The following is a 23,457-nucleotide window of genomic DNA, read 5'->3' on the forward strand; positions in this document are numbered from 1 at the left end:
CCTATTCTACAAATTCATTGGTATATTGTTGTTTGGCATCAATTTTAGAATCAATTAACCCATATTCAAACATAAAATCCGTATAATTATCCCAGACCTCATCTTTCATAACACCCCAACTAGGTGCATCTAAAGCATATTGCTTAGATAAATATTCTTGTGATTTTTTAATAAAATCTAAATCTACATCCGATAAAGCAACATCATGTAAAATAGTAGCTGCTTCATCTGGATTATCAATGGCATATTCATATCCTTTTTTCGTTGCACTCATGAATTTTTCACAAATCTCTGGATTGTTTTCAATCATATCATTATTTGTGATGATAACCGGTGTATAGTAATCCAAGCGTTCATCTAATTCATTTAATGGCATATAATTTAAATCATATCCATCCATTAACGCACGAGTAACAGCCCATCCATAGAATTCCCAATTTAAATTTACTTTATTGTCTCCAGTTTCACTTGATAAACCAGCAACACCAGAACCATCGGCTCCCACAATTGTCAATTTTGAGAAATCCGCATTTTCTTTTTTCATAACCGCTTGAATGACCGCTTCTTCACTAGGAGCACCCCATCCCGCATATGTTTTTCCTTCAAAGTCCTTGGGACTATTAATATTGGCATCTTTTAAAGACACGAAACCAGATGTATTATGTTGAATAATTGTCGCAATCGCTTTAATTGGTAAAGCATCTTGAGCCGTTAGAGCATACGTTACATCTTCTTGATAAGACACACCAAAATCTGCTTTTCCAGTAGCTACCATACTTGTAGTGGCATTGTCTCCTGGTTCAATAATTTCAACATCCAATCCCATTTCTTCATAGTATCCTTTTTCCTTGGCAACATAGAATCCTGTATGATTGGTATTAGGTGTATAATCCAACATTAAAGTTACTTTCGTTAAATCTGAATTACTATCTTGTGTATCATTACTTGAACAAGCTGTTAAAGAAAAAACAAGAACACAAGATAAAACAGCTGTTAGTAGTTTTTTCATTTCTTTTCTCCTTTTTTTAAATGTGGAAATAAAATATATTCAATAAGTGTGACTACACCATTTAATAAAATACTCCACAAAATAATCACAACAACGCAAGCAAATACTTTATCTAACATATAACCATTCTTTACTCGTAACATGTAATACCCAAGTCCAGCGCTACTTGATAGCCATTCCCCTACAATGGCTCCTCCTATACAATAGGTTGCCGCTACTTTCAATCCTGAAAATAGACCAATGGCCCCAGCAGGAATTTTAACCATTTTATAGATTTGAAACGTATTGGCACCAAAACTCTTTAATAAATTAATTTGTTTGAGATCCACTTGTCCCAATGCATCACAAAACGAAATCGCAATGGGAAAGAAACACATAAAAATCACAATCAATACTTTAGGTGCCATTCCAAAGCCAAGCCATATTGAAAACAAAGGACCAAGAACCATAACGGGTACAGTTTGAGTCACAATTAAAAATGGATAGACACTGCTTTTAAATGTCTTTGATAAATCCATTCCTATGGCAATGAAAATAGCTAATAATGTACTTATGAATAAACCAATCAAAGCTTCTTTTAAAGTCACCATGGAATGCATCCATAAAACACTAAAATTAGAAATGATTGCTTGTAAAATCATTGAAGGAGCAGGAAGAATATATAAACTAATATCAAATAGTTTTACACATCCCTCCCATAGGAAAATGACACAAATAAATACAACCAAGGGTATCAAAATTTTTTTCTTTTTCATTTTTCCTCCTTTCAACAAAAAAAGACGTCAAAGGACGTCATATTTTCTTCTTGATATGACTCCCTACGCTAGCATTAACTAGATCAGGTCATAAGGGATTGGTAATCCATCTCAGCCTATTGGCACCCCTGTCATGACAAATTATTTACTTGTAGTTACATTATACAAAAAAATAAAAAAAAAGAACAGTGTTTTTACCCACTATTCTCTTACTTTTACTAAACTTGGAATAAACTGATAAATAGAATCCATTGGAAGCTGAGCCAATATGATAGCTATAAAAATCAAGATACAACCACCTATTTCACGAGAAGACAATACTTGTCCTAACAATAACCAGCTTGCCAGAACCGAGAACACCGATTCCAATGACATAATCATTGAAGCAATCGTTGGATTCAAATCTTTTTGACCAATAATTTGTAGTGTATACGCAATTCCACAACTACAAATACCTGCATACAATAAAGAAACCCATGCCGAAGCATTAAATTGATAAATCCAAGTACTATTAATTTCTAAAAAGAACATAGGAATAGCTGTAAACAATCCACAAAATAAAAATTGAATACAAGATAAACGAACACCATCCACTTTCGGTGAAAAATGATCAATCACTAATATTTGTAGGGCAAATACCGGGGCACAAAGAATCGTTAAGAAGTCCCAAAATTCTAATGAAAGAGTCGTATTAATACATAGAAAATATAAACCACATACACAAAGTATGACACCAATCCATATATTCCATCCACATTTCTTCTTTAAAAATAAACCAAATACTGGCACTAAAACAATGTAGCACGCTGTTAAGAATCCAGCTTTAGAAGAAGGTGTTCCAAAATACATTCCCAATTGTTGTAGATTGGTCGCAATGAACAATAACGATCCACTGCTCAATCCCGCTAACCAAAGTGTTTTTTTGTCTTGTTTGGTTTGTGGTTTTTTGGAAATGGATAAACGATCACAAAACCAAATAACAGGAAGCAATACCGCTGAGCCTATAAAACAACGAATACAATTGAATGAATATGGTCCAATCGCATCTCCACCTTCACTTTGAAATACAAAGCTAATTCCCCATAAAAGAGCGGCAAAAGCCAATAAAAATGAATTTCTAATTTGCTTGTTCATGAATGAATTTTATTAAAATTCATTCAAAAAAACAAGGACTTTTGAAAATTGATTACTATTTGTACTATAATCGAACTAGGAGGATTAAACATGAATAACTTTACCTATAGTGTTCCCACTATGATTCACTTTGGAAAAGGACAAATATCCCATCTAAGTGAATTAAAAGAAAGTGGAAATCGTTTACTTCTTGTCTATGGATCTGGAAGCATTAAAAAATCCGGATTATACGATGAAGCAATGAATATTTTAAAAGAAAATGATTTAACTGTTTATGAACTATCAGGAGTCGAACCCAATCCTCGCATTGAAACCGTAAGAAAAGGAGCTCAAATCTGTAAGGAAAACGACATTGATATGGTATTTGCCATCGGAGGTGGATCTACCATAGATTGTGCGAAAGTCATTGCCGCTAGTAGTTGTTACGAAGGCGATGCATGGGATTTAGTCCTTGATAAAACAAAAATCAAAAAAGCTTTACCTATTTATACAGTATTAACACTTGCGGCAACAGGATCTGAAATGGATGAATACGCCGTTATTTCTGATTTAACTTTAAATGAAAAATTAGGAACCGGAGGCCAATTACTAAAACCTAAAATGTCCATTCTTGATCCAACATATACTTTTACTGTTTCCCGCAAACAAACCGCAGCCGGTGTTGCCGATATGATGTCACATACCTTTGAAAACTATTTCAATAACGTTGAAGGTACTGAGATGCAAGCCGGTTTTGCCGAAACCATTTTACGTTGTTGCCTTCAATACGGACCTATTGCCCTAAACGAACCAACAAACTATCAAGCTCGTGCAAGTTTAATGTGGTGCTCAAGTTTTGCGATTAATGGAACCATTAAACGTGGATGTGAAGTCAGCTGGTGCATCCATCCAATTGAACACGAATTATCTGCTTATTATGATATAACACATGGCGAAGGCCTAGCTATTTTAACTCCAGTTTGGATGGAATACATCTTAAATGAAAAAACAGCTAAGAAAATGGCCACAATGGCAAGAAACGTCTTTGGCATCCAACAAAAAGATGATTTGTTGGCAAGTCAAATGGGAATTGAATCATTAAAAGAATTTTTATTCGATACGATGGAATTACCATCAACTCTTCGCGAAACTGGAATCACAAATAAAGATAACTTTGAAATCATGGCCACAAAAGCAGCTTCTAAATGTAAAGGAAGCTTTGTGCCTTTATCAAAAGAAGACATTATCGAAATATTGAATCGCGCTTTTTAATGAAATACACAAAATTAATTCAAAAATTTGGACACGACATCTTATCTAGCGATTCCATTCAAATCGAAAAAAAGCCATTCAACACGGAAACATAAGTGTTTATGATCACACTATAGCCGTGGCAAGAATGTGCTTATATATCAATGATTTATTTCATTTAAAACTCGATGAAGAAACCCTTGTTCGTGGTGCTTTACTACATGACTTTTTTCTTTATGACTGGCACGATAAAGAATCATGGCACCGCTTTCATGGGTTTCGACATCCTTATTTTGCCTTGAAAAACGCCAAAAAACAATTCCCAATCAATGAAAAATGTGAGGATATGATTGTGAAACACATGTTTCCTTTAAATCCCTTTCCACCTAAATACAAAGAAAGCTGGGTTTTATGCTTAGCTGATAAAATCTGTGCTTCTAAAGAAACAATTGGTAGAGCCTAGACTCTACCAATTTTAATGATTTTGCCATTTTCATATTTCAACACAAAATCAAATACATTTACCCTGGTACACAAATCAAAATCCCTTTGTGGAAAAACATCTTGTTGACATGGATCAAAGAACTTAGCCCCACTTGTTTGTTTTAATAAATCAAAATCCAATGTATATTCTTTTCCTTCAATTAAACTCTTAATATATTGCGCACACATAGTATCTTCTTGAGTAGGTGTACTCGCCATCCATCCCATACAAACCAAAGACACTTCCTCTGGATTTTTAGATTTAATATAATCCGCAATGGCTTTGGCATTCACAAAACTACCCGTTAAAATTTCATCAGCCTGACTAGCTGAAGTTAATCCTTGCGTTCCTGCACTTGTGGTATGGACAATCACTTTATCACTGAAATCCATTCCTTCAACTTGACTTGGACTATTACCAAAATCAAAACCAGGTAGTATTTTACCTTCTCTTTCCCCAATCAATAAAATTGAAGGATCTTTTTCTTTATAGTCATAAGCTAGTTGTTGACTTGCGACTGGAATAATCAATTTCGCATTTTGACTTATTAAATAAGCCTCTAAACTAAAAGCACGAAACACATCAATAATGACAGTAATTCCTTTTGCTTGTTTGGCACCATCTAATAATTGAAGAATATTAATCTTCATCAAAAATCACATCTCCTCGATCTATATAAATAGGTTTTAATATGTTTAATTCTGTCATCGGACCAATTTTCATTTTTACAATAAAACGAAGCGCAAATTTTTTCTTTTTATCATACACAAAACGAAGTGACATAAACTTCATTTTATATTTAATAGCCATTTGATAAAATTCCACAAAACGATTTGCCGGATACAACGTATATACAACACCATTGTCTTTACAAAACTTACGAAAACACTTAAACATATCTTCTAATGGCATTGATTCATCAAACATTGCTCGTTTATAATATTCATCTTCTTTAATGTCTCGTGTCATTTTAAAATATGGCGGATTACAAATCACTACATCAACAGGTTCAATTTCTAAGTCTTGTACCCGACAACAATGAAATTCATAATTATCCGTATATTTACTTAAATTCATTTCAGCTAAATCCAAAGCCTTTTGAAAAATATCACATCCAATGAATCGCTTTGCCCCTTTCATATACGCATACAACAATAACGATCCATTGTTGCACCCCATATCCAATACCGTGCGATTTTTCATTTCCTCAAGTGACATTCCAAGAGCCGTCGTATCCGAATTATATTTAAACATTTCTTCATCTTGATATAATTCAATATCTGTATATTTCAAATAATCTTTTCTCATGAAAGAAGTATATCACAAAAAAATAGTCCTGCCACGGACTATTAATATTGCGCAAAAATTTGACGAATCTGGTTTCTATCTTTGGTTTTCTTTAAAGCCAACATCAACAACACCCTTGCCTTTTGGCCACTTAATGTATTAGAAGAAATACAATAATGATGTGGATCAAATACTTCATCATCAAATACAATTCCCTCTTGTACACGCGAAGAACGAACAAAGATAATTCCTTTTTTTGATAAATCCTCGATAGCTTCTTTCCATTTTTCATTGTAGTTTCCAGAACCAGCTCCTACAATGACAATTCCTTCATTCGATTGTGCTAAATGATACAAAATATCAGCCGAAGCCCCTGCATAAAATAAAGCTACACCTACTTTAGGAAGAGAATTATAATTTCCGGCAAAAATGGAATGAATCGTATGTTTTTTGAAAGTATCTGAAAAGAAATAAGGTACTTCATCTTGCATATAGCCAAGACAACCAAATGTCTTTTGACCAAAGGCATCTACTTTAAAGTTATTTATCTTTTGAACATCTCTTCCCGAATAAATGGTATTTGAAAATAAGACCATAACCCCTTTTCCATATGCACTGTCATTGCTTGCCAAACTTACTGCTTGATATAAGTTAAAAGGGCCATCGGCACTTGTTGCCGTTGCTGGTCGCATAGCGCCTGTTAAAACAACGGGTTTATTCGTATTCAATGTAAGTGTTAAATAATACGATGTTTCTTCAATACAATCTGTTCCATGGGTTACTACAATTCCATCAATGTCTTCTTCTAATACTAAAGAATTAATCATATTCGAAAGACCCATCCATTTTTCTTCATCCATTTCATTGGAATCTACATTATATAATTGAAAAGTTTTTAAATGTGCCACTTCATTAATTTGAGGAATCGACTCTAAAATATCATTCACATCAATTTCTCCGGCATGATACACAACTGTTTTTCCATCTTTTCCCACTCCGGCAATGGTTCCACCAGTGGCAATAATCGCTATTGTTTTCATTCTGTCTCCTTATGCGTTTTTTTGGATAATTTGGGTAATCATTGGTACAATTTGTTTTTTTCTAGACACAATGTTTTCTAAAAACTTAGGATATCCATGTTCTATTTCCAATTCCTGATCAACCCATTGTGATATTTTTCCTTCATTATAGAAATAAGACCCATTATCCGTTACACTCGTTAAAACTAACGACACTAAGTCACATCCTTTTTTTCGAGCATAATGAACAAGTTCTTCTTGAATGGCTTCGTGCATTGTTTTCATACAATCACATGAAGGAATCACAACTTGAGCAATAATAACACGATATCCTTCAATATCAAATGATTTTACATCTTCTTTTAGAAAATCCGATATATTTTTAGATTCAATATTCGAATTCATAAATAAAATATCATACGCAAATTCATCCATATTTAATTGAGCAATGGCTTCTAGTTTTTCGGCAATACGGATGTCTTTGGCTGTAGTGGTAGGCGATTGAAAATTCAAAGTATCCGAAATAATAGCTCCTAATAAAAGCCCTGCTAAATTCTTGGGAATTTCTATTTCTTGTTCCATAAACATTGATGTGATAATCGTTGCCGAACTTCCTACAATTTCATTGCGAAAGAAAATAGGCTCACTAGAATAAAAATCATAAACACGATGATGATCAATAACTTCTTTTACACATGCTTTTTCAATATTTTTAACGGATTGCGAAAATTCATTGTGATCTACTAAAATCAAAGTTTTATTTTGATGATTCATCGCATGATCTTTTAAAATATATCCCACTAAATAATTTTCTTTATCAATAACAGGATACGCACGATAACGTTTACGCACCATTTTCTTAGCTACATCTTCTAAATATTCATCTTCATAAAAACACATCACATTTTCTTTCATCACTGATGAAATAGAAGGTGAAAAGAATAAATAACGCGATGTATTCATACTTCCATAGCCACTAATTAAAATAGGACAATGATATTCCTTAGCTAATTCGATTACATCTTCTTGTATTTCTTTGGCCCATACAACAACAAGTAGACCCGCTCCTTTTTGAATTAAGTGTTTTTGACTAATTGGATCATCTCCAATAATCACAATGCGATCTCTTACTTCATAATCTGCACTTAATCGCTTCGATAAAGCGACAATACTCACTTTCCCATTTAAGTGCATTTGTTCATCGCCTACGATAATTTTTCCTTGTAACGTTTTACAAATATTTGATAATGAAGCATTTTTAAGTAAATCAATTCCTAAAGCCGTATCCCCTAGACCAATATCAGCTAAATCATTTCGTGTAACCATTCCTTTTACTTTATTATGATGGTCAACTACACAAACATATGGTTGTTGATAATACTTCATTTTATCTAGTGTTTCAAAAATTGTTTCATCTTCATATACCGCAATTGGTTTTTCTAAATCTATTTCATTTAATCGAATTCGTGCATCTTCTAAAGCTACCGGTTCATCAAAATCAAAGCGATTTAATAAATACTTCGTTTCTTGATTCACTGGACCCAATCGACACGCAATGGCATATTCCCCTTGTCTTTGTTTCAAATACGAATACGCAATCGCACTAACAATTGAATCCGTATCCGGATGACGATGTCCACAAACATACACTTTTTCCATTTTCTTCCTCCTTAAAAAAGATACAGACCTAGCCTGCATCTTCGATAATTTTCATAGTATAATCTAATCCATGACGTAAAACATATTCTTCAAGACATAAACTATCTTCTTTTATTTCACTAGCCGCATCAACTCCTACATAACGGAATTGATTGGAAATACCTTCTTTTCCGGTAATATCCGATTTATTTGAAGGATAACGAAAAATAAATCCATATTCATGAGCATGTTTCTTTAACCACTTGTATTCATCACTATCTTCAAAGTCTTCTTCTCCATCGATTGCACTTTGACAAGTTAAATTGACTGTTGTGGCAAGTTGATGTTCATCACATCCTGGTTTAGATAATTGTAGAACATTTTCAACCGTCCATAAACCATAGTAATTTACACACTCATTGTATTCTTGTTCTTGATATCCATAAGAAATATATGCTTTATCTAATATAATGTTTAAATCTTCATCCTTAGCATCATTCACCATGTCCTCTAATGAATACGCTGCTTCTTCTACTAATTTACTTGATTTACACTCACTACTTTTTTCCACTTCCGCTTTTACTAAATCATCTGGTTTATAGTCTTCTTTTAATTCAAAGCGATCATTCACAATCGTAAATAAACTATTTTCTGGATTCACTTCATAGATGTAATCACATTTTTTTGATGCATCAATAAACCCATATGAATATTTCATAACTGCCTTAGTCGCACTCATTCCACTATTCACATACTTAGGCATATCTTCAATCACTACACCATTTACTTTTAGATACTTTTTAGCTGTATCATAGTCAATTTGATTATTCGCAAAGACTTCAAAGTCTTCAATCGCATAATCCGCATAGTGTTCCCGACAAAAATCACGTGTAAATCCTAAATTTATTAATTCTTCATAAACTTCATATAGACGATCCACATTTTTAATGATTGTCATATCTGATAAATCAGGGTTAGCTTGTTCATATAATTCATAATCATAGTAATGATGTCCATTGGAATATTCATCCCAACGATTCATATCAATTTTATCTTGCCCAAGATATTCATCAATTTCTTCTTGCGATAAATTCAATATAATTTTACATTGTTCATTTGTATACCCTTTTTTCCACAAAGAAATACGATCCCAATTAAAAAATACAACATTCCCTATTATAAATAATACAATGAACCCTACAATCATCTTTTTTAAACGCCGATAATTTCGTTTAACTTTTTTTCTTTTTTTAGCCATGTTTTCCTCTGTTTGTATTGTATCATAAATTGATATAACTTATCTTGAAAATTTATCTCAGTTTGGTACTATAAAATAAGTCAATAATTAATAGAAAAGTAGGACCAGATGAAATACACAATCACCAAAGAAAATCATGTCAATGCGTATATGCAACTATACAATCAAATTAAAAATGACATTATAAACAATACCCTGCACTATCAAGATAAACTACCATCTAAAAGACAAATGGCATTGGACATACAAACCAGTGTCATTACCGTAGAACATGCGTATTCTATTTTGATGGACGAAGGCTATATTGAAGCTAGACAACGCTCTGGTTACTATGTCATTTATCAAGATAGTGAATGGTATTCCAATCCAAGTGAAAACACTATTGAAGTGATGCATCAATCTCATACCCTCCAACAAGATACTTTTTCATCGCACTTATATGCCAAAGCCATTCGTAAAGTACTACAAGAAAACGAAGAAGCAATCATGGTCAAATCCCCAAATTTAGGATGTGAAGAATTAAAAAATGCGATTAGTCAGTATTTAAAAAGAAATCGAGGAATTGAAGTTGAAAATGCTCAAATTATCATCGGGTCTGGTGCTGAATATTTATATGGCTTAATCACCCAAATGATTGGGAATGAATACATCTATGCCCTAGAAAACCCTGGATACGAAAAAATCAGAAAAGTCTATCAAGCTAATCACATTCAAATTGATTTATTGAAAATGGGAAACGATGGTATTCAAAGTGAACAACTACTAAAGACAAAAGCCAAAGTATTACACGTTACACCTTACAATAGCTATCCATCAGGTGTTTCAAGTAGTATTTCAAAGCGAAATGAATATATTCGCTTTGCCAAAGAGAGAAATGGCTTTATTATTGAAGATGATTTTGATTCTGAGTTTTGTTTATCAACCAAAATTGTAGATACCATTTATTCATTGGAACCCAATAATTGTGTTATCTATATGAATTCTTTTTCCAAAACCATTGCGCCATCCATTCGAATTGCGTATATGGTTTTACCAAAGAATTACACCAAACAATTTTGTGATAAAATCAATTTTTATTCTTGTACAGTGCCAACATTGGATCAATATGTGTTAGCTGAAATCTTAAATAACGGTGATTTTGAAAGACACATAAATCGAATTCGAAGAAAACTAAGAAAGGAGCTTATATGAAACAATCTTGGAAACCAGGAAACATGGTCTATCCCTTACCGGCTGTATTAGTTACTTGCCGTCACAACAACATTGATAATGTGGTTACGGTCGCTTGGACAGGTACCATTTGTACCAATCCACCTATGGTATATATTTCCGTTCGTCCTGAACGATATTCGTATGATTTAATTAAAGAAAGTGGTATTTTCACCATTAACTTAACAACCAAAGAACTCGTCAAAGCCACTGATTTTTGTGGAGTCCGATCAGGAAGAAATGTCGATAAATTTAAGGAAATGAATCTTGAAAAAGAACCAGCCATTAAAATTGATTGTCCTGTTCTTGCCAAAAGTCCTGTCAACATTGAATGTAGAGTAAAAGAAATATTAGAACTCGGTTCTCATCATATGTTCATTGCCGATGTACTCAATGTACAAGTTGATGAAGCTTGTTTAGAAGAAAACGGACGCCTTGCTCTAGAAAAAACAAAACCAATTGTTTATTCTCATGGGGAATACTATGATTTAGGTAATTTATTAGGAACTTTTGGATATTCTGTTAGAAAGAAGAGAAAGAAAAAATGAAAACAATAAGACAATATCCTATTATTCAAATCACAAAAAAAGGAAAGAAATTCTTACAAGAAGGTCATCCTTGGGTTTATGAAGGAGAAGTTGTAGATGTGATCAATAATCCCGAAGATGGTCAATTAGTCGATGTCATGGCTAACAATACATATATGGGAACCGGATTTTATAACTCTCATTCTAAAATTCGAGTTCGCTTAATTTCTCGCAATGCCAATGATACGTTTGATGAAAACTTTTGGTATCGCCGTGCTAAATATGCGATTCAATATCGTCAAACGGTTATGCCTGATGAAGATTTTAAGTGTTGTCGCTTAGTTCATGGTGAAGCCGATCAATTTCCTGGACTTACAATTGATCGTTTTAATACTTTATTATCGGTTCAATTTGTTTGTTTGGGAATGGACAAAATTAAAGATGTGATTCTAAAAGCGTTCTATGATATTTTAACGGAAATGGGCGAAAACATTGAAGGTATTTATCTAAGAAATGATGTATCTATTCGTAAATTAGAAGGAATGGAAGAATATAAAGGATGGTATGAAGGAATTTCCCATCCCGATAGTGCTCTTGTTGAAATCATTGAAAATGGGATTATCTATCAAGTAGATGTCGAAAATGGGCAGAAGACTGGTTTTTTCCTAGATCAAAAATATAATCGTAAAGCCATTCGTCGTATTTCCAAAGATAAAACAATCTTAGATTGTTTTACACACACAGGTTCCTTTGGATTAAATGCCGCAAAAGGAAACGCTAAACACGTTACAAGCGTTGATATTTCAAGTTCGGCTATTGAAATGGCTAGAGAAAATGCTCGTCGTAATCACTTAGATAATATTTCTTTTGAAGTTTGTGATGTCTTTGATTTATTAACGCAATTAGATAAAGAAAAGAAACATCCTTATGACTTTATTATCCTAGATCCACCTGCTTTTACCAAAAGTCGAAATACCATTAAAGATGCGACAAGAGGATATAAAGAAATTAACTATCGAGCAATGAAAATTCTTCCTAGAGGTGGATACCTAGCCACTTGTTCTTGCTCCCATTTTATGAGTGATGAATTATTTAGAAAAATGCTTGCGGATGCGGCTAAAGATGCCAATGTGGCTTTGCGCCAAATCGAAGCTCGCCAACAAGCATGTGATCATCCAATTTTATGGAATGTCGATGAAACAAACTATTTAAAATTCTATATTTTCCAAGTATGTTAAAAAAAGGTGAAATCAATGCGATTTCACCTTTAATCTTGATAGTGCACGTGCTAAATGAGCTTGGGCTTCATGATATTCTTGAATACTCTTTTTTTGGAGCATTTCTTCTTTAGCGCGGGCAACCGCTTGTTGGGCACGCTTTTCATCAATTTCATCAGGTCGTTCAACACTGTCTAATAACACAAGGACATCGTTGTTTTCGACTTTCAACATACCCGAACCAATGGCACAAATTTCTCTTTCTTTTCCTGGTACTTGAAATTGAAGTTCACCAGGAACAATAGCCATAATCATATTGCTGTGATTGGCCATAACACCAATCAAACCATCATCCGTAGGAATAACTAATGACTCACATTCTCCTTGATAAAAAATACGATCACTGGCCACAATATGAAGCGTAAAAGTCATTATTTTTTACCTCGAGCAATTACATCATCAATGCTTCCGACATTAAAGAATGCACTTTCTGGATAATCATCCATTTGACCATCAATAATCATTTTAAATCCTTCGATTGTCTTTGATAAAGGAACATAAACACCTTTAATTCCCGTAAACTTTTCCGCTACATGGAAAGGTTGAGATAAGAAACGTTGAATTTTACGAGCACGTGATACTATTAATTTATCTTCATCACTTAATTCATCCATTCCTAAAATCGCAATAATATCTTGAAGGTCATTGTATTTCTGTAAAATTTCTTGTACTTTACGAGCTGTTTGATAATGTTCTGTTCCCACTACATCTTCTTCTAGAATACGACTTGTCGATTCTAGTGGATCCACAGCTGGATAAATTCCTTGTTCCGATACTTTACGAGACAATACCGTTGTCGCATCAAGGTGCGTAAATGTTGTTGCCGGAGCAGGGTCTGTTAAGTCATCTGCTGGTACATATACAGCTTGAACCGAAGTAACGGATCCATTTTTAGTCGATGTGATACGTTCTTGTAACGATCCCATTTCATTTGCTAGGGTAGGCTGATAACCAACGGCAGAAGGCATACGACCTAATAAAGTTGATACTTCAGATCCTGCTTGTACAAAACGGAAGATGTTATCAATAAATAAAAGAACGTCTTTGTTTTCATGGTCCCTAAAGTATTCAGCCATTGTCAATCCTGATAAAGCTACACGCATACGAACCCCAGGTGATTCATTCATTTGACCGAATACAAGTGCTGTTTTAGATGCAACACCACTTTCATTCATTTCATTCCATAAATCATTTCCTTCACGGCTTCTCTCTCCAACTCCAGTAAAGATAGAATATCCACCATGTTCCATGGCAATGTTATGAATTAACTCTTGAATTAAAACGGTTTTACCAACACCGGCTCCACCAAATAACCCAATTTTTCCACCTTTTGGATAAGGTTCCAATAAGTCAATGACTTTAATTCCTGTTTCTAAGATTTCAACACTTGGTTGTTGTTCAGAAAATGCTGGGGCCTGACGATGGATTGACCATCTTGTTTCTTGATTTGAAATAGCCTCTTTACCATCAATTGGCTCTCCCAATACATTAAACATTCGCCCCAATGTACATTCACCAACTGGAACTTCAATCGTTTTTCCATCCGCAACTACATCCATACCACGGTGAAGCTTTTCACTTGGCGCTAACATAATACAACGCACCATATGATCCTTTAATTGTTGTGAAACTTCCATAATGCGAACTTCGCCATCAACTTCAACTTTAAGGGCATCTTTAATTTTAGGAAGGGTACCATTTTCAAATAGTACATCTACGACTGGACCTGAAATTTCAACAATTTTACCTATGTTCATCTTGTACCTCCCTCTTTTTTCGTTTATCTCTTTGGGCTTTTGCACCCGCACTAATTTCAGTTATTTCTTGGGTAATAGCAGCTTGTCTTACCCGATTGTATTCCACTTTTAATTCCGCCAAGATTTTTTCGGCATTCTGATTTGCGGAATTCATCGCACTCATACGCGCATTTTGTTCCGAACAAAAACTATCTACAAGTGCACTATAAATGAAACCAGCAATATAGCTTGGCATCAATTTTTCAAGTACATCCTGCAAAGATGGATTAAATTCAAAATCCGTTGCGAGATCATCTTCTTCCATATATTCAAATCGATGGAAAGGAAGTAAACGGAATACCTTGGCTTGTTGTTCGATACCCGACATATCCGTATAAACAACATATATTTTTTCTAATTTTTCTTGATCATAGAAATCAAGAAGCATTGAACAAATCTCTCTGGCGCGATCCATCGTTGGATTTTGCGCAGTGTATAAAAATGATTGTTCAATAGGAATATGATGTTTCATAAAATAACGACGACCATATTCTCCTACCACAAATAACTTCGTATCTTTGTGTTTATTCAAAAGTTTTTCGGCTTCTTTGATGACATTCATATTATACGAACCCGCTAGTCCTTTATCCGCCGTAATAACTAAACATCCATAGGTTCCATCTAGAGGTGGCTCATCTTGAGATGGATAGAAATAACGCGATTGAAGATTGGGAGCTGTACGAAAAATTCGTTTAATTTCTTTTTGTGTATATTGGAAAAAAGGACGCGTATGATCCCATTCCCTTTTAGCTTTTGTTAGTTTAGTAGACGAAATCAAATACATCGCATTGGTAATTTTTTGAGTATCACGCACACTGTTAATGTGGTTTTTAATTTCCTTTGTTGATGCCATATTCTGGAACCTTCTTCATAAATTCTTTACTTAAAAGTAAGATTCGTTCACGATTTTCATCGGATAATACTTTGGTATGATTGATTTCAACACTAATTTCACTAGCAACGTTATCAATATATTCAACAAGTTCTTGTTTAACTTTATCAATTTTGTTTAGCGGAATATTCACAAATAAGCGATTTAGACCTGCTACTAAAACATAAATTTGTTGAGCTTGTGTTAAAGGTGAAAATTGTGGTTGACGAAGAAGTCTCATCAATCCTTGTCCATAGCGAAGTTGTTCACGCGTAGAATCATCTAAGTCACTCGAAAATTGCGTGAAGACTTCCATTTCACGATATTGCGCTAATTCAAGTCGAAGAGATCCAACGGCTTGTTTCATCGCTTTAATTTGCGCATCTCCTCCAACACGAGAAACCGATAAACCAACATTAACCGCTGGTCGTTGTCCAGAGAAGAATAAATTACTTTCAAGGAAAATTTGTCCATCGGTAATAGAAATAATATTAGTTGGAATATAAGCCGATACGTCTCCTGCTTGTGTTTCTACAATTGGTAAAGCCGTTAAACTTCCTCCACCTAATTCATCACTTAAATGCGCTGAACGTTCCAATAAACGTGAATGAAGATAGAAAACATCTCCTGGATAGGCTTCACGTCCTGGACTTCTTTCTAACAATAAGCTTAGTGTACGATAGGCAATAGCGTGTTTTGATAAATCATCATAAACAATTAATACATCTTTTCCTTTATGCATAAAGAATTCGGCAAGCGATGTACCTGCATAAGGGGCAATGTATTGTAAAGGAGCACTGTCACTTGCTGTGGCACAAACTACGATTGTATAATCCATAGCGCCTCTTTGTCTTAGGTTTTGACATAATTGTGCTACTGAACTAGCTTTTTGGCCAATCGCTACATAGACACAAATCACATCTTTTCCTTTTTGATTCACAATTGTATCTAGAGCAACAGCTGTTTTTCCTGTTTGACGGTCTCCGATAATTAATTCACGTTGTCCTCTACCAATTGGAAACATTGAATCAATTGCTAATAATCCGGTTTCCATTGGCTTGTTGACGCTTTGTCTTTCAATAATAGAAGGAGCTTGTCGTTCAATTGGATAATAGTCTTCCGCTTCAATTTCAGGTAAATCATCAATCGGATTTCCTAAGGCATCAACTACACGACCAATAAATCCTTCTCCAACTGGAATTCCAGCCATTTTTCCTGTTCGCTTAACAATGCTTCCTTCACTAATTTCACGGTCATCGCCAAATAAGATACATCCTATTTCATTTTTTCTAAGGTCTTGAACCATTCCTCGAATTCCATTTGTGAAAATTAGAATTTCTCCATATTCAGCTTTTTGTAAACCACTTACTGTGGCAATTCCATCTCCCACGCTTAATACATGTCCCACTTGATTGGCCATAACCGTTGGTGTCCAGTTTTCAAGGGAATCTTGTAAAAGAGGAATAATTTGATTATTGGATTTCTTTAACGATTTCATCCATTGATTTTGAAGTTGTTGTAGACGCGTTTCTACTGACCAGTCATAGAAATCATCTCCTATTGAAATACGAAAACCATTGACTAATTTTTCATCGCATTCATATTTCAATAACACTTCACAGTCATATTTCTTTTCTAAAAAATCAAGTATTTCTTGTTTTTGAGCTTCTGTAGGTTTTTGAGCGCTATAAAGAATGGCTTTTTTAGGACTATTCATCTTGCTCACCTTCATTAGCGGCTTTAACGAATTGAGAATACATATCTTCTTGTTCCATCATCTTTTTAGCAGTTGAAAGAGCTAAATCCGTAATTTCTTCTTTGGCTTGTTCAACCATCTTATCACGATGAATTTCAGCTTTTACTTGTGCATCCTTAACAATCTTGTCAGCTTGTTCTTTGGCACTTTCAATTCTCGCATTCACTAATTTTTCGCATTCTTTGATAGCCTCTGCTTTATGAGCAGCCATATCCTGGTCAAATTCATCTAATTTTTTAGTATATAATTCTTCTTTTTCTTGTGCTTGTTGAAGTGCTTGTTTCTTGTCAGATTCCAAACTTTCATAGTAAGCTTGTCGCTTATCCATAAATTCTACAACGGGTTTATACAACAATAAATATAGCCCGCCTCCTAAAAGCACGAAGTTAAATAAATGAAGAAAAATTTGTTGGAAATCAATATTTAAAGGCATAAAACCCCTCCTATAATACGAAGATAATTAAAATCGCAACAATTAATGCATAGATAATCGCAGTTTCAATAAAAACTAATCCTAACATCAACATAGTTTGGATTTTACCGCTTGCTTCTGGTTGACGAGATACACCTTCACAAGCTTTACTAATAGCCATACCCATGGCAATGGCACCAGCCGCAGCAGCAAGACCAATGGCAACAGCTGCTGGCATTGCTTTAGAAGATGCTTGTGATGCTTCTTGAGCAAATACATTCATTTGACTTAAAAACATCATTGTACTTAAACTTGTACTTGAAATAACGCTTTTCATTAATTTTTTCATTTCTTTTCTCCTTTTGGTTTTTTAGGTTCGCTAACTTCTCCATAGAATAGAGCTGTCAACATCGTTAATACATATGCTTGAATAAGGGCATGTAATAAAGTAAATAAAATTCCGACAATTACCGGTAGAACAAAGCTTAAATTAATGTAGTAGTACACTAATTCAGTTACCAATAATCCACTCAATAATGCTCCAAATAAACGGAAACTCATTGAAATTGGTAATGAGAAATCTTTTAATGCACTTCCAGCTCCTTTTAGACCATTACTGATAATTCCACCTGATAAAATCACAAAATATGAGAGGAACCCCATAGCGATAGCTCCATTTATATCAGATAAAGGCGCTGATAATTCAATGCTTATTCCTGTTGTTGTGATCAATTGAATTCCAAATAACTCGGATAAAGTACCCACAAAAATATAAACTCCAGCCGCAAATACATACGCTCCAAGGAATTTATTTCGATGAGGACTATTTGACTTAGCTAAATCACGGAAATACCCAACTGCCATTTCAATCACTACTTGGGCTTTTGATGGAACATAGCTAAATTTAGGAATTAAGAAGATGCGAATAAATACACAAATCGTTAATATAATTCCTGTTACTACAAAGCCTGAAACTAAACCAGGATTCACTTCAAGTCCAAATAATGAAATTTTATTGGCCTCATGTAATACGCCATCTTTCATTACTTCTTGAATGGTTTCACTAGCCGGTTGACTAGGAACAATCAGTGCCAATACAAAAAATACAACAGCTAGTAAAAGAATCACAACAATACTCTTTTTTCTTTGTGTTTTAGTCATAATCTCTCCTTTCTACTAAACAAAAACCATTATCGGTTTTGATCAACTTTTTTATACAGTTCTATCATTTCTTCAATTAATTCAAGAGCTAACATACTTGTCATTAAATGATCTTGCGAATGAACCAATAAAACATTTACTTTACTTTCTTTACCAGCCATTTCATCAAATAATAGATCTGTTTGCGCCTGATGTGCTTTCACATCGGCGTCTTTAGCTTTTTGCAGCAATTCATCTGCTTTTTCATAGTTTTGTTTCTTAGCTTCATTTAAAGCTTGAAACGCAAAAGAACGAGCATCTCCTGAATAAGCTATAATTTCAAAAGAAATTTCATTAATATCTTTTTCCATATTCTTCCTCGCTTTTCTTCTATTGTAGTCCTATTTATGAATAAATAAAAGTAAACATTTGATGCTCATTTTGTAAAAAGAACTTTGTAATAATAGCACTAAAATGATAGAAATCAATCATTTTATTCTATATAATACAAATATGCCTAAAATTAAAGAAGATAGTTCAAACACAATTGAAATAAAAAAAAGTAAATTCATTACATATCTTCATCGCACCAACGACGAAGAAGATGCCAAAGAATTTCTAAAAATCATCAAAAAAAGACATCCCGATGCCACGCATCATTGTACAGCTATGGTTATAGGAAACATTGTTCGTTCTAACGATGATGGAGAACCTGCCCAAACAGCCGGACACCCTATGTTGAATGTATTGCTTCATGAACAGATGCAAGATATATTTATCGTAGTTGTTCGTTATTTTGGAGGAATCAAATTAGGAACAGGTGGACTTGTCAAAGCCTATAGTTCTAGTGTTCAAGAAGCCTTAAAAAAAGCCACATTAACGGAAGTTAGCTTATTTCATGAATATGAAATTACTTTTGGTTATGATTGGATTGGAAAAGTCGAAGCTTATTTTCGTAAAAATAATATTGAAATCACATCAATTGACTATAACGAAATGGTAAAATATAAATATATTAGTGAACAAGATCTTTCTAAAGATTTAATGGAACTATCAAATGGAGCAATTACCCCCATTTGGATTCAAGACATAGAAAAAGAAAAAGTTATTTAAACGGAGGACACAATGGAATTTTTCATTTTATTACTTATTATATTAATCTTATTCAGCATTATAATACCTATGCTTTCTTATTTACTTCCGGTATTAATTGTACTGTGGATTGTTGCCTTATTTATTCGTAAATATAAAATACATAAAAATGATTCCACATCAAGTTCTACTCAAGATGATAATGTGATTGATGTTGAATACACAGAACATGAGGACAATGAACAATGATTTTGCACAATGCCATTGGGCTAGAAAGTGATATTCAATCTTTATTGGAGAAATCGATTCTTCATATGGATTCCATACAAATACGAGCTTGGATGAAATACGAATTTGATCCATCGAGTATGTTTTGTATGATAGTGGATAATCGCGTTGTTTCTTGTCTACAAACAAAAAGAAAAGTATTCTACAATGGCAACAATAAATGTATGGCTACCGTATTTACTATGGCTGCTACTTTACCCGATTATCGTCAACGAAAATATTTTTCAAGTTTATTAGAAGCAGCCCTTAATAAAAGTTCAGCTAATGATTTATTAACAATTGTATACACAACTTTTCCCAAATTATTTGAGTCTCGTAGTTTTTATCCTATTTCAAAAACATTGAAATACTGTATTCCAGCATATAAATGTGAAAAAGGAAATGATAAGAATGTATTTACTTATCATGAAGAAATGGATTTATTTCCAGTTTATGAAGCTTTTCTATCTAATTTTAATGGATGTATCCATTACACAAAAAAAGAATTAGATACTTTCCTAAACTATCAAATCGCATCCAATAAAAAAATCATTGTCACTAAACATGACAATGAAATTACGGGATTTCTAATTTATAAAAACCTAAAAGACTTTATTCGTATTGATTACATGATGTATTTAGATAGTGCTAGCGTATATGATGCCTTCCATTATCTTTCTTTACGAACAAGTGCCCTTTCTTTTGTCGTAAGTGAATATGAACGCTTTGAAAAATTATTCTTATTGGATTATCCAAGACAAGAAGGAACGATTCTTGTACGTTTAAATCACTATAAATTGTTTTCACAGTGGACTAATATGGATATCACAAATGCGAAACAATATTTTGAACAATTGAATCAGGCAACCTGGATGCACATGATAGACTGACTTATTGATGATGAAAACGCCATTGGTAGTATTCATCATCTTTTTCTTTAGAAATAAATTCTTCTTTACTTTTTTCAATCAATTGAAAATGAGAATCCGAAAAAGAATTTATAAAATCAGATTCATTGATTTTAGAATGCCAATTTTCATGGTGCAACACAATCATACTATCTTTAATAAATAAAATCGTCTTTGCCTCAAGGCAATACAATACATAATTTTGTTTCAAATAAGCGAGTGCTTTGTTTATTTCAAATGTTTCCATATACTCTATTATATAAAAAAAACGATGCGATTGCACCGTTAATCCTCATTTGCCCAAGCAGGAATTTGATTTCCTCTATGAATTAGAATTGCCTTTTGAAATTCTGTCTGATTTAAAAATTCCATGATTGATAACATTTCATCATCCGTACAACCCAACAACAATTTTACTTCACAGTCTTTTTTCAAAATATCGGCACTAATCGCAATAGCTTCTACCGCATTGGAATCCTTACTTCCCACAAAAATATCAATAGGAGCTTGATCCGATCCTAATGTGTCTGCTAAAAATCCATAGTCAACTGGATAAATTAAGTTTTTATATTTGAAATGGCATGTTCCCTTAGGTCGATCAATCGTAATATTGCTTGATAATAAGATTGTATCGATTTTTTGCCAAAATGTCGCATTATTTTCTATAGCCATACTCTAACCTCCGTAAGAGTATTATAATCAATAATAGTTACATTTTCAAATTTGTTTTCAAAAATAATGAAAAAAGTTTCAAGAAATAAATTCCCAAAACTCAATTTCCTCTGCTTCATTGAAATCAATGAAAGAATCTAAGTCCCAAATGGAAACACATTTATTCAAATCATTGAAACCAATCCCGCTATTCACAATTGTTCCTTGTTCAACTACATATATCGTTGGTGTGTATAAAAAATAAGGACAAAGTTCCAATAAATACTGTCCTTCTTCAGTTGAAGAAGACAATACATCTTCTTGGCTTTCTCGACTAAAAGAAAAATCAGTAGAATCTAATGTATATAAAATAACACCATCGTGTTCTTGTGATGTTTGATCAATGTAGTTATACAACGCATTACAGAATTCACAATTATCACGAATCACCATAAATTTAAATGTTTCTTTATTATCCAGTTTTTCTTTTAATTCTTCTGTTGTGATTTCAATTTGTTGGTAAGGCTCTTGTTTAGCACAAGAACAAGACAGCAACATCATACAAACTGCTACAATGCATTTTATAAATTTCATATGTCCCCCTTAATCGCATCAATTAAATGAATAATCGCATAAGCTAAATTTTCTATTTTTTCTTCCCCTTTGTCAATCGCAACCTGAAAAGTCATGGCACGATCACTACTTGAAAAAATACCAGCCATCCCGTGTTTATACAATTGTTGATAACCAATTCCCAAGGCCCCACTTAAACAAATCGTAGGAACATGATAACGGTTGGCAATTTGTAGAATCTCAAAAGGAACTTTACCAAATTCCGTTTGACGATCGGTTTGACCTTCCCCGGTAATTACTAAATCACAGTCTTGAATGCGTTGTTCTAGTTTACTTTTTTGGGCAACTAAATTGGCTCCCGGAAGCATTTTCGCATCAAAAAGTCCCATTAAACAAGCACCAATTCCTCCGGCACATCCACCACCTTCAAATTGATCTAAATCAACATGGAAAGTTTTCTTTATACAATTATTATAATTGGCCATCCATTTATCGACTTCTTTCATCTGAGATGGATAGAATCCTTTTTGTTTCCCAAAGAAATGCGTTGTTCCATTTTCTCCTAATAAATGAATATTCACATCACACACAACGATAATATCCACATCTGGTTTTTGAAATTTCGTTTTATCGATGTATCTTAGCTTTTGAAGTCCGTAGGGATTCGCTTTTAATTTTTCCATTTTGTTGTTATAGAAATCAACTCCAAATTCTTGAAGAATTCCCATTCCTCCATCAGTGGTACTGCTTCCTCCTAGTCCAATAATCAATTGTTTACAACCACGATTAACGGCATCTTTCATCATGATTCCTACTCCTCGAGAATTCACAATAAAAGGATTACGATGAAACTTATCCACCATGCTTAACCCAATACAACTAGCTACATCTAATATAGCTATTTTATCTTCGGTAATATAATAATTTGTTGTGATACGATTGCCATAAGCATCAAGTGTTTGTACAGCTTGTAAAGTCGCATTTAAACAAGAACCCAATACATAAGCGGTTCCTTCTCCACCATCTGCCATTGGAATGCATTCCACTTCATGATGGGGATTGCTTTTATGGATTCCACGTTCAATGGCTTGATTGGCTTGTTCACTTGTCATACATCCTTTAAAAGAATCACATGCTACAATTATTTTCATATCCTTATTTTAG

At 33.6% G+C, this 23,457-nt stretch carries 28 protein-coding genes and 1 riboswitch; of the genes, 8 read left to right on the forward strand and 20 right to left on the reverse strand.

What is annotated here, in order from left to right; all coding sequences use genetic code 11:
* Position 1: 1 nt before the first annotated feature.
* The 3 genes from ACI313_RS00655 to ACI313_RS00665 form a co-directional block, all read right to left on the reverse strand.
* Entirely contained in the window at positions 2-1,009 is a 1,008-nt protein-coding gene (locus tag ACI313_RS00655; protein WP_439755044.1) for an ABC transporter substrate-binding protein, read from the reverse strand.
* Positions 1,006-1,764 (reverse strand): ABC transporter permease, encoded by a 759-nt coding sequence (locus tag ACI313_RS00660; RefSeq protein ID WP_439755045.1) that lies wholly within the window; start codon positions 1,762-1,764, stop codon positions 1,006-1,008. The genes ACI313_RS00655 and ACI313_RS00660 overlap by 4 nt, the downstream gene beginning before the upstream one ends.
* 43 nt (positions 1,765-1,807) lie before the next feature.
* Positions 1,808-1,904, reverse strand: a riboswitch (TPP riboswitch).
* Positions 1,905-1,965: 61 nt separating this feature from the next.
* Positions 1,966-2,898 carry a DMT family transporter gene (locus ACI313_RS00665; protein WP_320608761.1) on the reverse strand — a complete coding sequence of 311 codons (933 nt, stop codon included), beginning with the start codon at positions 2,896-2,898 and terminating at the stop codon, positions 1,966-1,968.
* A gap of 90 nt (positions 2,899-2,988) precedes the next feature.
* Here ACI313_RS00665 and ACI313_RS00670 point away from each other — a divergent pair, with 90 nt between their 5' ends.
* A complete protein-coding gene (locus ACI313_RS00670; protein WP_439755046.1) occupies positions 2,989-4,149 on the forward strand; it encodes an iron-containing alcohol dehydrogenase in 1,161 nt (386 codons plus the stop codon).
* A 91-nt stretch (positions 4,150-4,240) separates the two neighbouring features.
* Positions 4,241-4,591 carry an HD domain-containing protein gene (locus tag ACI313_RS00675; protein ID WP_439755061.1) on the forward strand — a complete coding sequence of 117 codons (351 nt, stop codon included), beginning with the start codon at positions 4,241-4,243 and terminating at the stop codon, positions 4,589-4,591.
* Here the strand turns inward: ACI313_RS00675 and ACI313_RS00680 are convergent.
* Genes ACI313_RS00680 through ACI313_RS00700 form a run of 5 tightly spaced genes read right to left on the reverse strand, consistent with a single transcriptional unit; the run spans position 4,588 to position 9,814 of the window.
* Positions 4,588-5,262: a 2-phosphosulfolactate phosphatase gene (locus ACI313_RS00680; RefSeq protein WP_320608764.1), complete on the reverse strand. Its 675-nt coding sequence runs from the start codon at positions 5,260-5,262 to the stop codon at positions 4,588-4,590. The two genes, ACI313_RS00675 and ACI313_RS00680, sit on opposite strands and share 4 nt — an antisense overlap.
* Entirely contained in the window at positions 5,252-5,920 is a 669-nt protein-coding gene (locus ACI313_RS00685) for a methyltransferase domain-containing protein (protein WP_439755047.1), read from the reverse strand. The genes ACI313_RS00680 and ACI313_RS00685 overlap by 11 nt, the downstream gene beginning before the upstream one ends.
* Positions 5,921-5,961: 41 nt before the next feature.
* On the reverse strand, positions 5,962-6,939 hold the full coding sequence (locus ACI313_RS00690) for an asparaginase (RefSeq protein ID WP_439755048.1): 978 nt from the start codon (positions 6,937-6,939) through the stop codon (positions 5,962-5,964).
* Positions 6,940-6,948: 9 nt separating this feature from the next.
* Positions 6,949-8,577 carry a putative manganese-dependent inorganic diphosphatase gene (locus ACI313_RS00695; RefSeq protein ID WP_439755049.1) on the reverse strand — a complete coding sequence of 543 codons (1,629 nt, stop codon included), beginning with the start codon at positions 8,575-8,577 and terminating at the stop codon, positions 6,949-6,951.
* A 28-nt stretch (positions 8,578-8,605) separates the two neighbouring features.
* Positions 8,606-9,814 (reverse strand): M15 family metallopeptidase, encoded by a 1,209-nt coding sequence (locus ACI313_RS00700; protein WP_320608768.1) that lies wholly within the window; start codon positions 9,812-9,814, stop codon positions 8,606-8,608.
* A 108-nt stretch (positions 9,815-9,922) separates the two neighbouring features.
* Between ACI313_RS00700 and ACI313_RS00705 the strand changes: the two genes are divergently transcribed.
* The 3 genes from ACI313_RS00705 to ACI313_RS00715 are packed head-to-tail and all read left to right on the forward strand — an operon-like array spanning position 9,923 to position 12,788.
* Entirely contained in the window at positions 9,923-11,005 is a 1,083-nt protein-coding gene (locus ACI313_RS00705) for a PLP-dependent aminotransferase family protein (RefSeq protein ID WP_320608769.1), read from the forward strand.
* Positions 11,002-11,571: a flavin reductase family protein gene (locus tag ACI313_RS00710; protein ID WP_439755050.1), complete on the forward strand. Its 570-nt coding sequence runs from the start codon at positions 11,002-11,004 to the stop codon at positions 11,569-11,571. Before ACI313_RS00705 ends, ACI313_RS00710 begins: the two co-directional genes overlap by 4 nt.
* Positions 11,568-12,788: a class I SAM-dependent rRNA methyltransferase gene (locus tag ACI313_RS00715; protein WP_439755051.1), complete on the forward strand. Its 1,221-nt coding sequence runs from the start codon at positions 11,568-11,570 to the stop codon at positions 12,786-12,788. The genes ACI313_RS00710 and ACI313_RS00715 overlap by 4 nt, the downstream gene beginning before the upstream one ends.
* Before the next feature lie 12 nt (positions 12,789-12,800).
* On the opposite strand, the gene atpC is transcribed toward ACI313_RS00715, so the two are convergent.
* Genes atpC through ACI313_RS00755 form a run of 8 tightly spaced genes read right to left on the reverse strand, consistent with a single transcriptional unit; the run spans position 12,801 to position 19,173 of the window.
* Entirely contained in the window at positions 12,801-13,199 is a 399-nt protein-coding gene (gene atpC, locus ACI313_RS00720; protein WP_320608229.1) for an ATP synthase F1 subunit epsilon, read from the reverse strand.
* Complete coding sequence (gene atpD, locus ACI313_RS00725; RefSeq protein ID WP_320608230.1) at positions 13,199-14,584, reverse strand: F0F1 ATP synthase subunit beta; 1,386 nt, start codon at positions 14,582-14,584, stop codon at positions 13,199-13,201. Before atpD ends, atpC begins: the two co-directional genes overlap by 1 nt.
* Complete coding sequence (gene atpG / locus ACI313_RS00730) at positions 14,571-15,476, reverse strand: ATP synthase F1 subunit gamma (RefSeq protein WP_320608231.1); 906 nt, start codon at positions 15,474-15,476, stop codon at positions 14,571-14,573. Before atpG ends, atpD begins: the two co-directional genes overlap by 14 nt.
* On the reverse strand, positions 15,454-17,211 hold the full coding sequence (gene atpA, locus ACI313_RS00735; RefSeq protein ID WP_320608232.1) for a F0F1 ATP synthase subunit alpha: 1,758 nt from the start codon (positions 17,209-17,211) through the stop codon (positions 15,454-15,456). The genes atpG and atpA overlap by 23 nt, the downstream gene beginning before the upstream one ends.
* On the reverse strand, positions 17,204-17,683 hold the full coding sequence (locus tag ACI313_RS00740) for an ATP synthase F0 subunit B (protein WP_320608233.1): 480 nt from the start codon (positions 17,681-17,683) through the stop codon (positions 17,204-17,206). The genes atpA and ACI313_RS00740 overlap by 8 nt, the downstream gene beginning before the upstream one ends.
* A gap of 10 nt (positions 17,684-17,693) precedes the next feature.
* A complete protein-coding gene (locus tag ACI313_RS00745) occupies positions 17,694-18,011 on the reverse strand; it encodes an ATP synthase F0 subunit C (RefSeq protein WP_320608234.1) in 318 nt (105 codons plus the stop codon).
* A complete protein-coding gene (locus tag ACI313_RS00750) occupies positions 18,008-18,823 on the reverse strand; it encodes a F0F1 ATP synthase subunit A (RefSeq protein WP_439755052.1) in 816 nt (271 codons plus the stop codon). The genes ACI313_RS00745 and ACI313_RS00750 overlap by 4 nt, the downstream gene beginning before the upstream one ends.
* Before the next feature lie 29 nt (positions 18,824-18,852).
* A complete protein-coding gene (locus tag ACI313_RS00755) occupies positions 18,853-19,173 on the reverse strand; it encodes a PTS lactose/cellobiose transporter subunit IIA (RefSeq protein ID WP_320608236.1) in 321 nt (106 codons plus the stop codon).
* A 142-nt stretch (positions 19,174-19,315) separates the two neighbouring features.
* Between ACI313_RS00755 and ACI313_RS00760 the strand changes: the two genes are divergently transcribed.
* The 3 genes from ACI313_RS00760 to ACI313_RS00770 are packed head-to-tail and all read left to right on the forward strand — an operon-like array spanning position 19,316 to position 21,051.
* On the forward strand, positions 19,316-19,915 hold the full coding sequence (locus ACI313_RS00760; RefSeq protein WP_439755053.1) for a YigZ family protein: 600 nt from the start codon (positions 19,316-19,318) through the stop codon (positions 19,913-19,915).
* Between the two features lie 12 nt (positions 19,916-19,927).
* Positions 19,928-20,143 carry a hypothetical protein gene (locus ACI313_RS00765; protein WP_320608238.1) on the forward strand — a complete coding sequence of 72 codons (216 nt, stop codon included), beginning with the start codon at positions 19,928-19,930 and terminating at the stop codon, positions 20,141-20,143.
* Complete coding sequence (locus ACI313_RS00770; RefSeq protein ID WP_320608239.1) at positions 20,140-21,051, forward strand: GNAT family N-acetyltransferase; 912 nt, start codon at positions 20,140-20,142, stop codon at positions 21,049-21,051. Before ACI313_RS00765 ends, ACI313_RS00770 begins: the two co-directional genes overlap by 4 nt.
* 1 nt (position 21,052) lies before the next feature.
* On the opposite strand, the gene ACI313_RS00775 is transcribed toward ACI313_RS00770, so the two are convergent.
* The 4 genes from ACI313_RS00775 to ACI313_RS00790 all read right to left on the reverse strand — a co-directional run bounded on the left by ACI313_RS00775 (position 21,053) and on the right by ACI313_RS00790 (position 23,444).
* Positions 21,053-21,316 (reverse strand): hypothetical protein, encoded by a 264-nt coding sequence (locus tag ACI313_RS00775; protein WP_320608240.1) that lies wholly within the window; start codon positions 21,314-21,316, stop codon positions 21,053-21,055.
* 38 nt (positions 21,317-21,354) lie between these two features.
* Positions 21,355-21,741 carry an inorganic diphosphatase gene (locus ACI313_RS00780; RefSeq protein WP_320608241.1) on the reverse strand — a complete coding sequence of 129 codons (387 nt, stop codon included), beginning with the start codon at positions 21,739-21,741 and terminating at the stop codon, positions 21,355-21,357.
* 78 nt (positions 21,742-21,819) lie between these two features.
* A complete protein-coding gene (locus tag ACI313_RS00785) occupies positions 21,820-22,314 on the reverse strand; it encodes a hypothetical protein (RefSeq protein WP_320608242.1) in 495 nt (164 codons plus the stop codon).
* Complete coding sequence (locus ACI313_RS00790) at positions 22,311-23,444, reverse strand: glycerate kinase family protein (protein ID WP_320608243.1); 1,134 nt, start codon at positions 23,442-23,444, stop codon at positions 22,311-22,313. Before ACI313_RS00790 ends, ACI313_RS00785 begins: the two co-directional genes overlap by 4 nt.
* Positions 23,445-23,457: the final 13 nt, after the last annotated feature.

It is taken from the genome of Floccifex sp., assembly GCF_051873495.1.
In the GTDB taxonomy this organism is placed as follows: Bacteria; Bacillota_I; Bacilli_A; order Erysipelotrichales; family Erysipelotrichaceae; genus Floccifex.

What these genes read in the sequence shown, in the direction of transcription:
- ACI313_RS00655 (WP_439755044.1), bottom strand. Translation starts at nt 1,009, where the DNA reads ATGAAAAAACTACTAACAGCTGTTTTATCTTGTGTTCTTGTTTTTTCT.
- ACI313_RS00660 (WP_439755045.1), bottom strand. Translation starts at nt 1,764, where the DNA reads ATGAAAAAGAAAAAAATTTTGATACCCTTGGTTGTATTTATTTGTGTC.
- ACI313_RS00665 (WP_320608761.1), bottom strand. Translation starts at nt 2,898, where the DNA reads ATGAACAAGCAAATTAGAAATTCATTTTTATTGGCTTTTGCCGCTCTT.
- ACI313_RS00670 (WP_439755046.1), top strand. Translation starts at nt 2,989, where the DNA reads ATGAATAACTTTACCTATAGTGTTCCCACTATGATTCACTTTGGAAAA.
- ACI313_RS00680 (WP_320608764.1), bottom strand. Translation starts at nt 5,262, where the DNA reads ATGAAGATTAATATTCTTCAATTATTAGATGGTGCCAAACAAGCAAAA.
- ACI313_RS00685 (WP_439755047.1), bottom strand. Translation starts at nt 5,920, where the DNA reads ATGAGAAAAGATTATTTGAAATATACAGATATTGAATTATATCAAGAT.
- ACI313_RS00690 (WP_439755048.1), bottom strand. Translation starts at nt 6,939, where the DNA reads ATGAAAACAATAGCGATTATTGCCACTGGTGGAACCATTGCCGGAGTG.
- ACI313_RS00695 (WP_439755049.1), bottom strand. Translation starts at nt 8,577, where the DNA reads ATGGAAAAAGTGTATGTTTGTGGACATCGTCATCCGGATACGGATTCA.
- ACI313_RS00700 (WP_320608768.1), bottom strand. Translation starts at nt 9,814, where the DNA reads ATGGCTAAAAAAAGAAAAAAAGTTAAACGAAATTATCGGCGTTTAAAA.
- ACI313_RS00705 (WP_320608769.1), top strand. Translation starts at nt 9,923, where the DNA reads ATGAAATACACAATCACCAAAGAAAATCATGTCAATGCGTATATGCAA.
- ACI313_RS00710 (WP_439755050.1), top strand. Translation starts at nt 11,002, where the DNA reads ATGAAACAATCTTGGAAACCAGGAAACATGGTCTATCCCTTACCGGCT.
- ACI313_RS00715 (WP_439755051.1), top strand. Translation starts at nt 11,568, where the DNA reads ATGAAAACAATAAGACAATATCCTATTATTCAAATCACAAAAAAAGGA.
- atpC (WP_320608229.1), bottom strand. Translation starts at nt 13,199, where the DNA reads ATGACTTTTACGCTTCATATTGTGGCCAGTGATCGTATTTTTTATCAA.
- atpD (WP_320608230.1), bottom strand. Translation starts at nt 14,584, where the DNA reads ATGAACATAGGTAAAATTGTTGAAATTTCAGGTCCAGTCGTAGATGTA.
- atpG (WP_320608231.1), bottom strand. Translation starts at nt 15,476, where the DNA reads ATGGCATCAACAAAGGAAATTAAAAACCACATTAACAGTGTGCGTGAT.
- atpA (WP_320608232.1), bottom strand. Translation starts at nt 17,211, where the DNA reads ATGAATAGTCCTAAAAAAGCCATTCTTTATAGCGCTCAAAAACCTACA.
- ACI313_RS00740 (WP_320608233.1), bottom strand. Translation starts at nt 17,683, where the DNA reads ATGCCTTTAAATATTGATTTCCAACAAATTTTTCTTCATTTATTTAAC.
- ACI313_RS00745 (WP_320608234.1), bottom strand. Translation starts at nt 18,011, where the DNA reads ATGAAAAAATTAATGAAAAGCGTTATTTCAAGTACAAGTTTAAGTACA.
- ACI313_RS00750 (WP_439755052.1), bottom strand. Translation starts at nt 18,823, where the DNA reads ATGACTAAAACACAAAGAAAAAAGAGTATTGTTGTGATTCTTTTACTA.
- ACI313_RS00755 (WP_320608236.1), bottom strand. Translation starts at nt 19,173, where the DNA reads ATGGAAAAAGATATTAATGAAATTTCTTTTGAAATTATAGCTTATTCA.
- ACI313_RS00760 (WP_439755053.1), top strand. Translation starts at nt 19,316, where the DNA reads ATGCCTAAAATTAAAGAAGATAGTTCAAACACAATTGAAATAAAAAAA.
- ACI313_RS00765 (WP_320608238.1), top strand. Translation starts at nt 19,928, where the DNA reads ATGGAATTTTTCATTTTATTACTTATTATATTAATCTTATTCAGCATT.
- ACI313_RS00770 (WP_320608239.1), top strand. Translation starts at nt 20,140, where the DNA reads ATGATTTTGCACAATGCCATTGGGCTAGAAAGTGATATTCAATCTTTA.
- ACI313_RS00775 (WP_320608240.1), bottom strand. Translation starts at nt 21,316, where the DNA reads ATGGAAACATTTGAAATAAACAAAGCACTCGCTTATTTGAAACAAAAT.
- ACI313_RS00780 (WP_320608241.1), bottom strand. Translation starts at nt 21,741, where the DNA reads ATGGCTATAGAAAATAATGCGACATTTTGGCAAAAAATCGATACAATC.
- ACI313_RS00785 (WP_320608242.1), bottom strand. Translation starts at nt 22,314, where the DNA reads ATGAAATTTATAAAATGCATTGTAGCAGTTTGTATGATGTTGCTGTCT.
- ACI313_RS00790 (WP_320608243.1), bottom strand. Translation starts at nt 23,444, where the DNA reads ATGAAAATAATTGTAGCATGTGATTCTTTTAAAGGATGTATGACAAGT.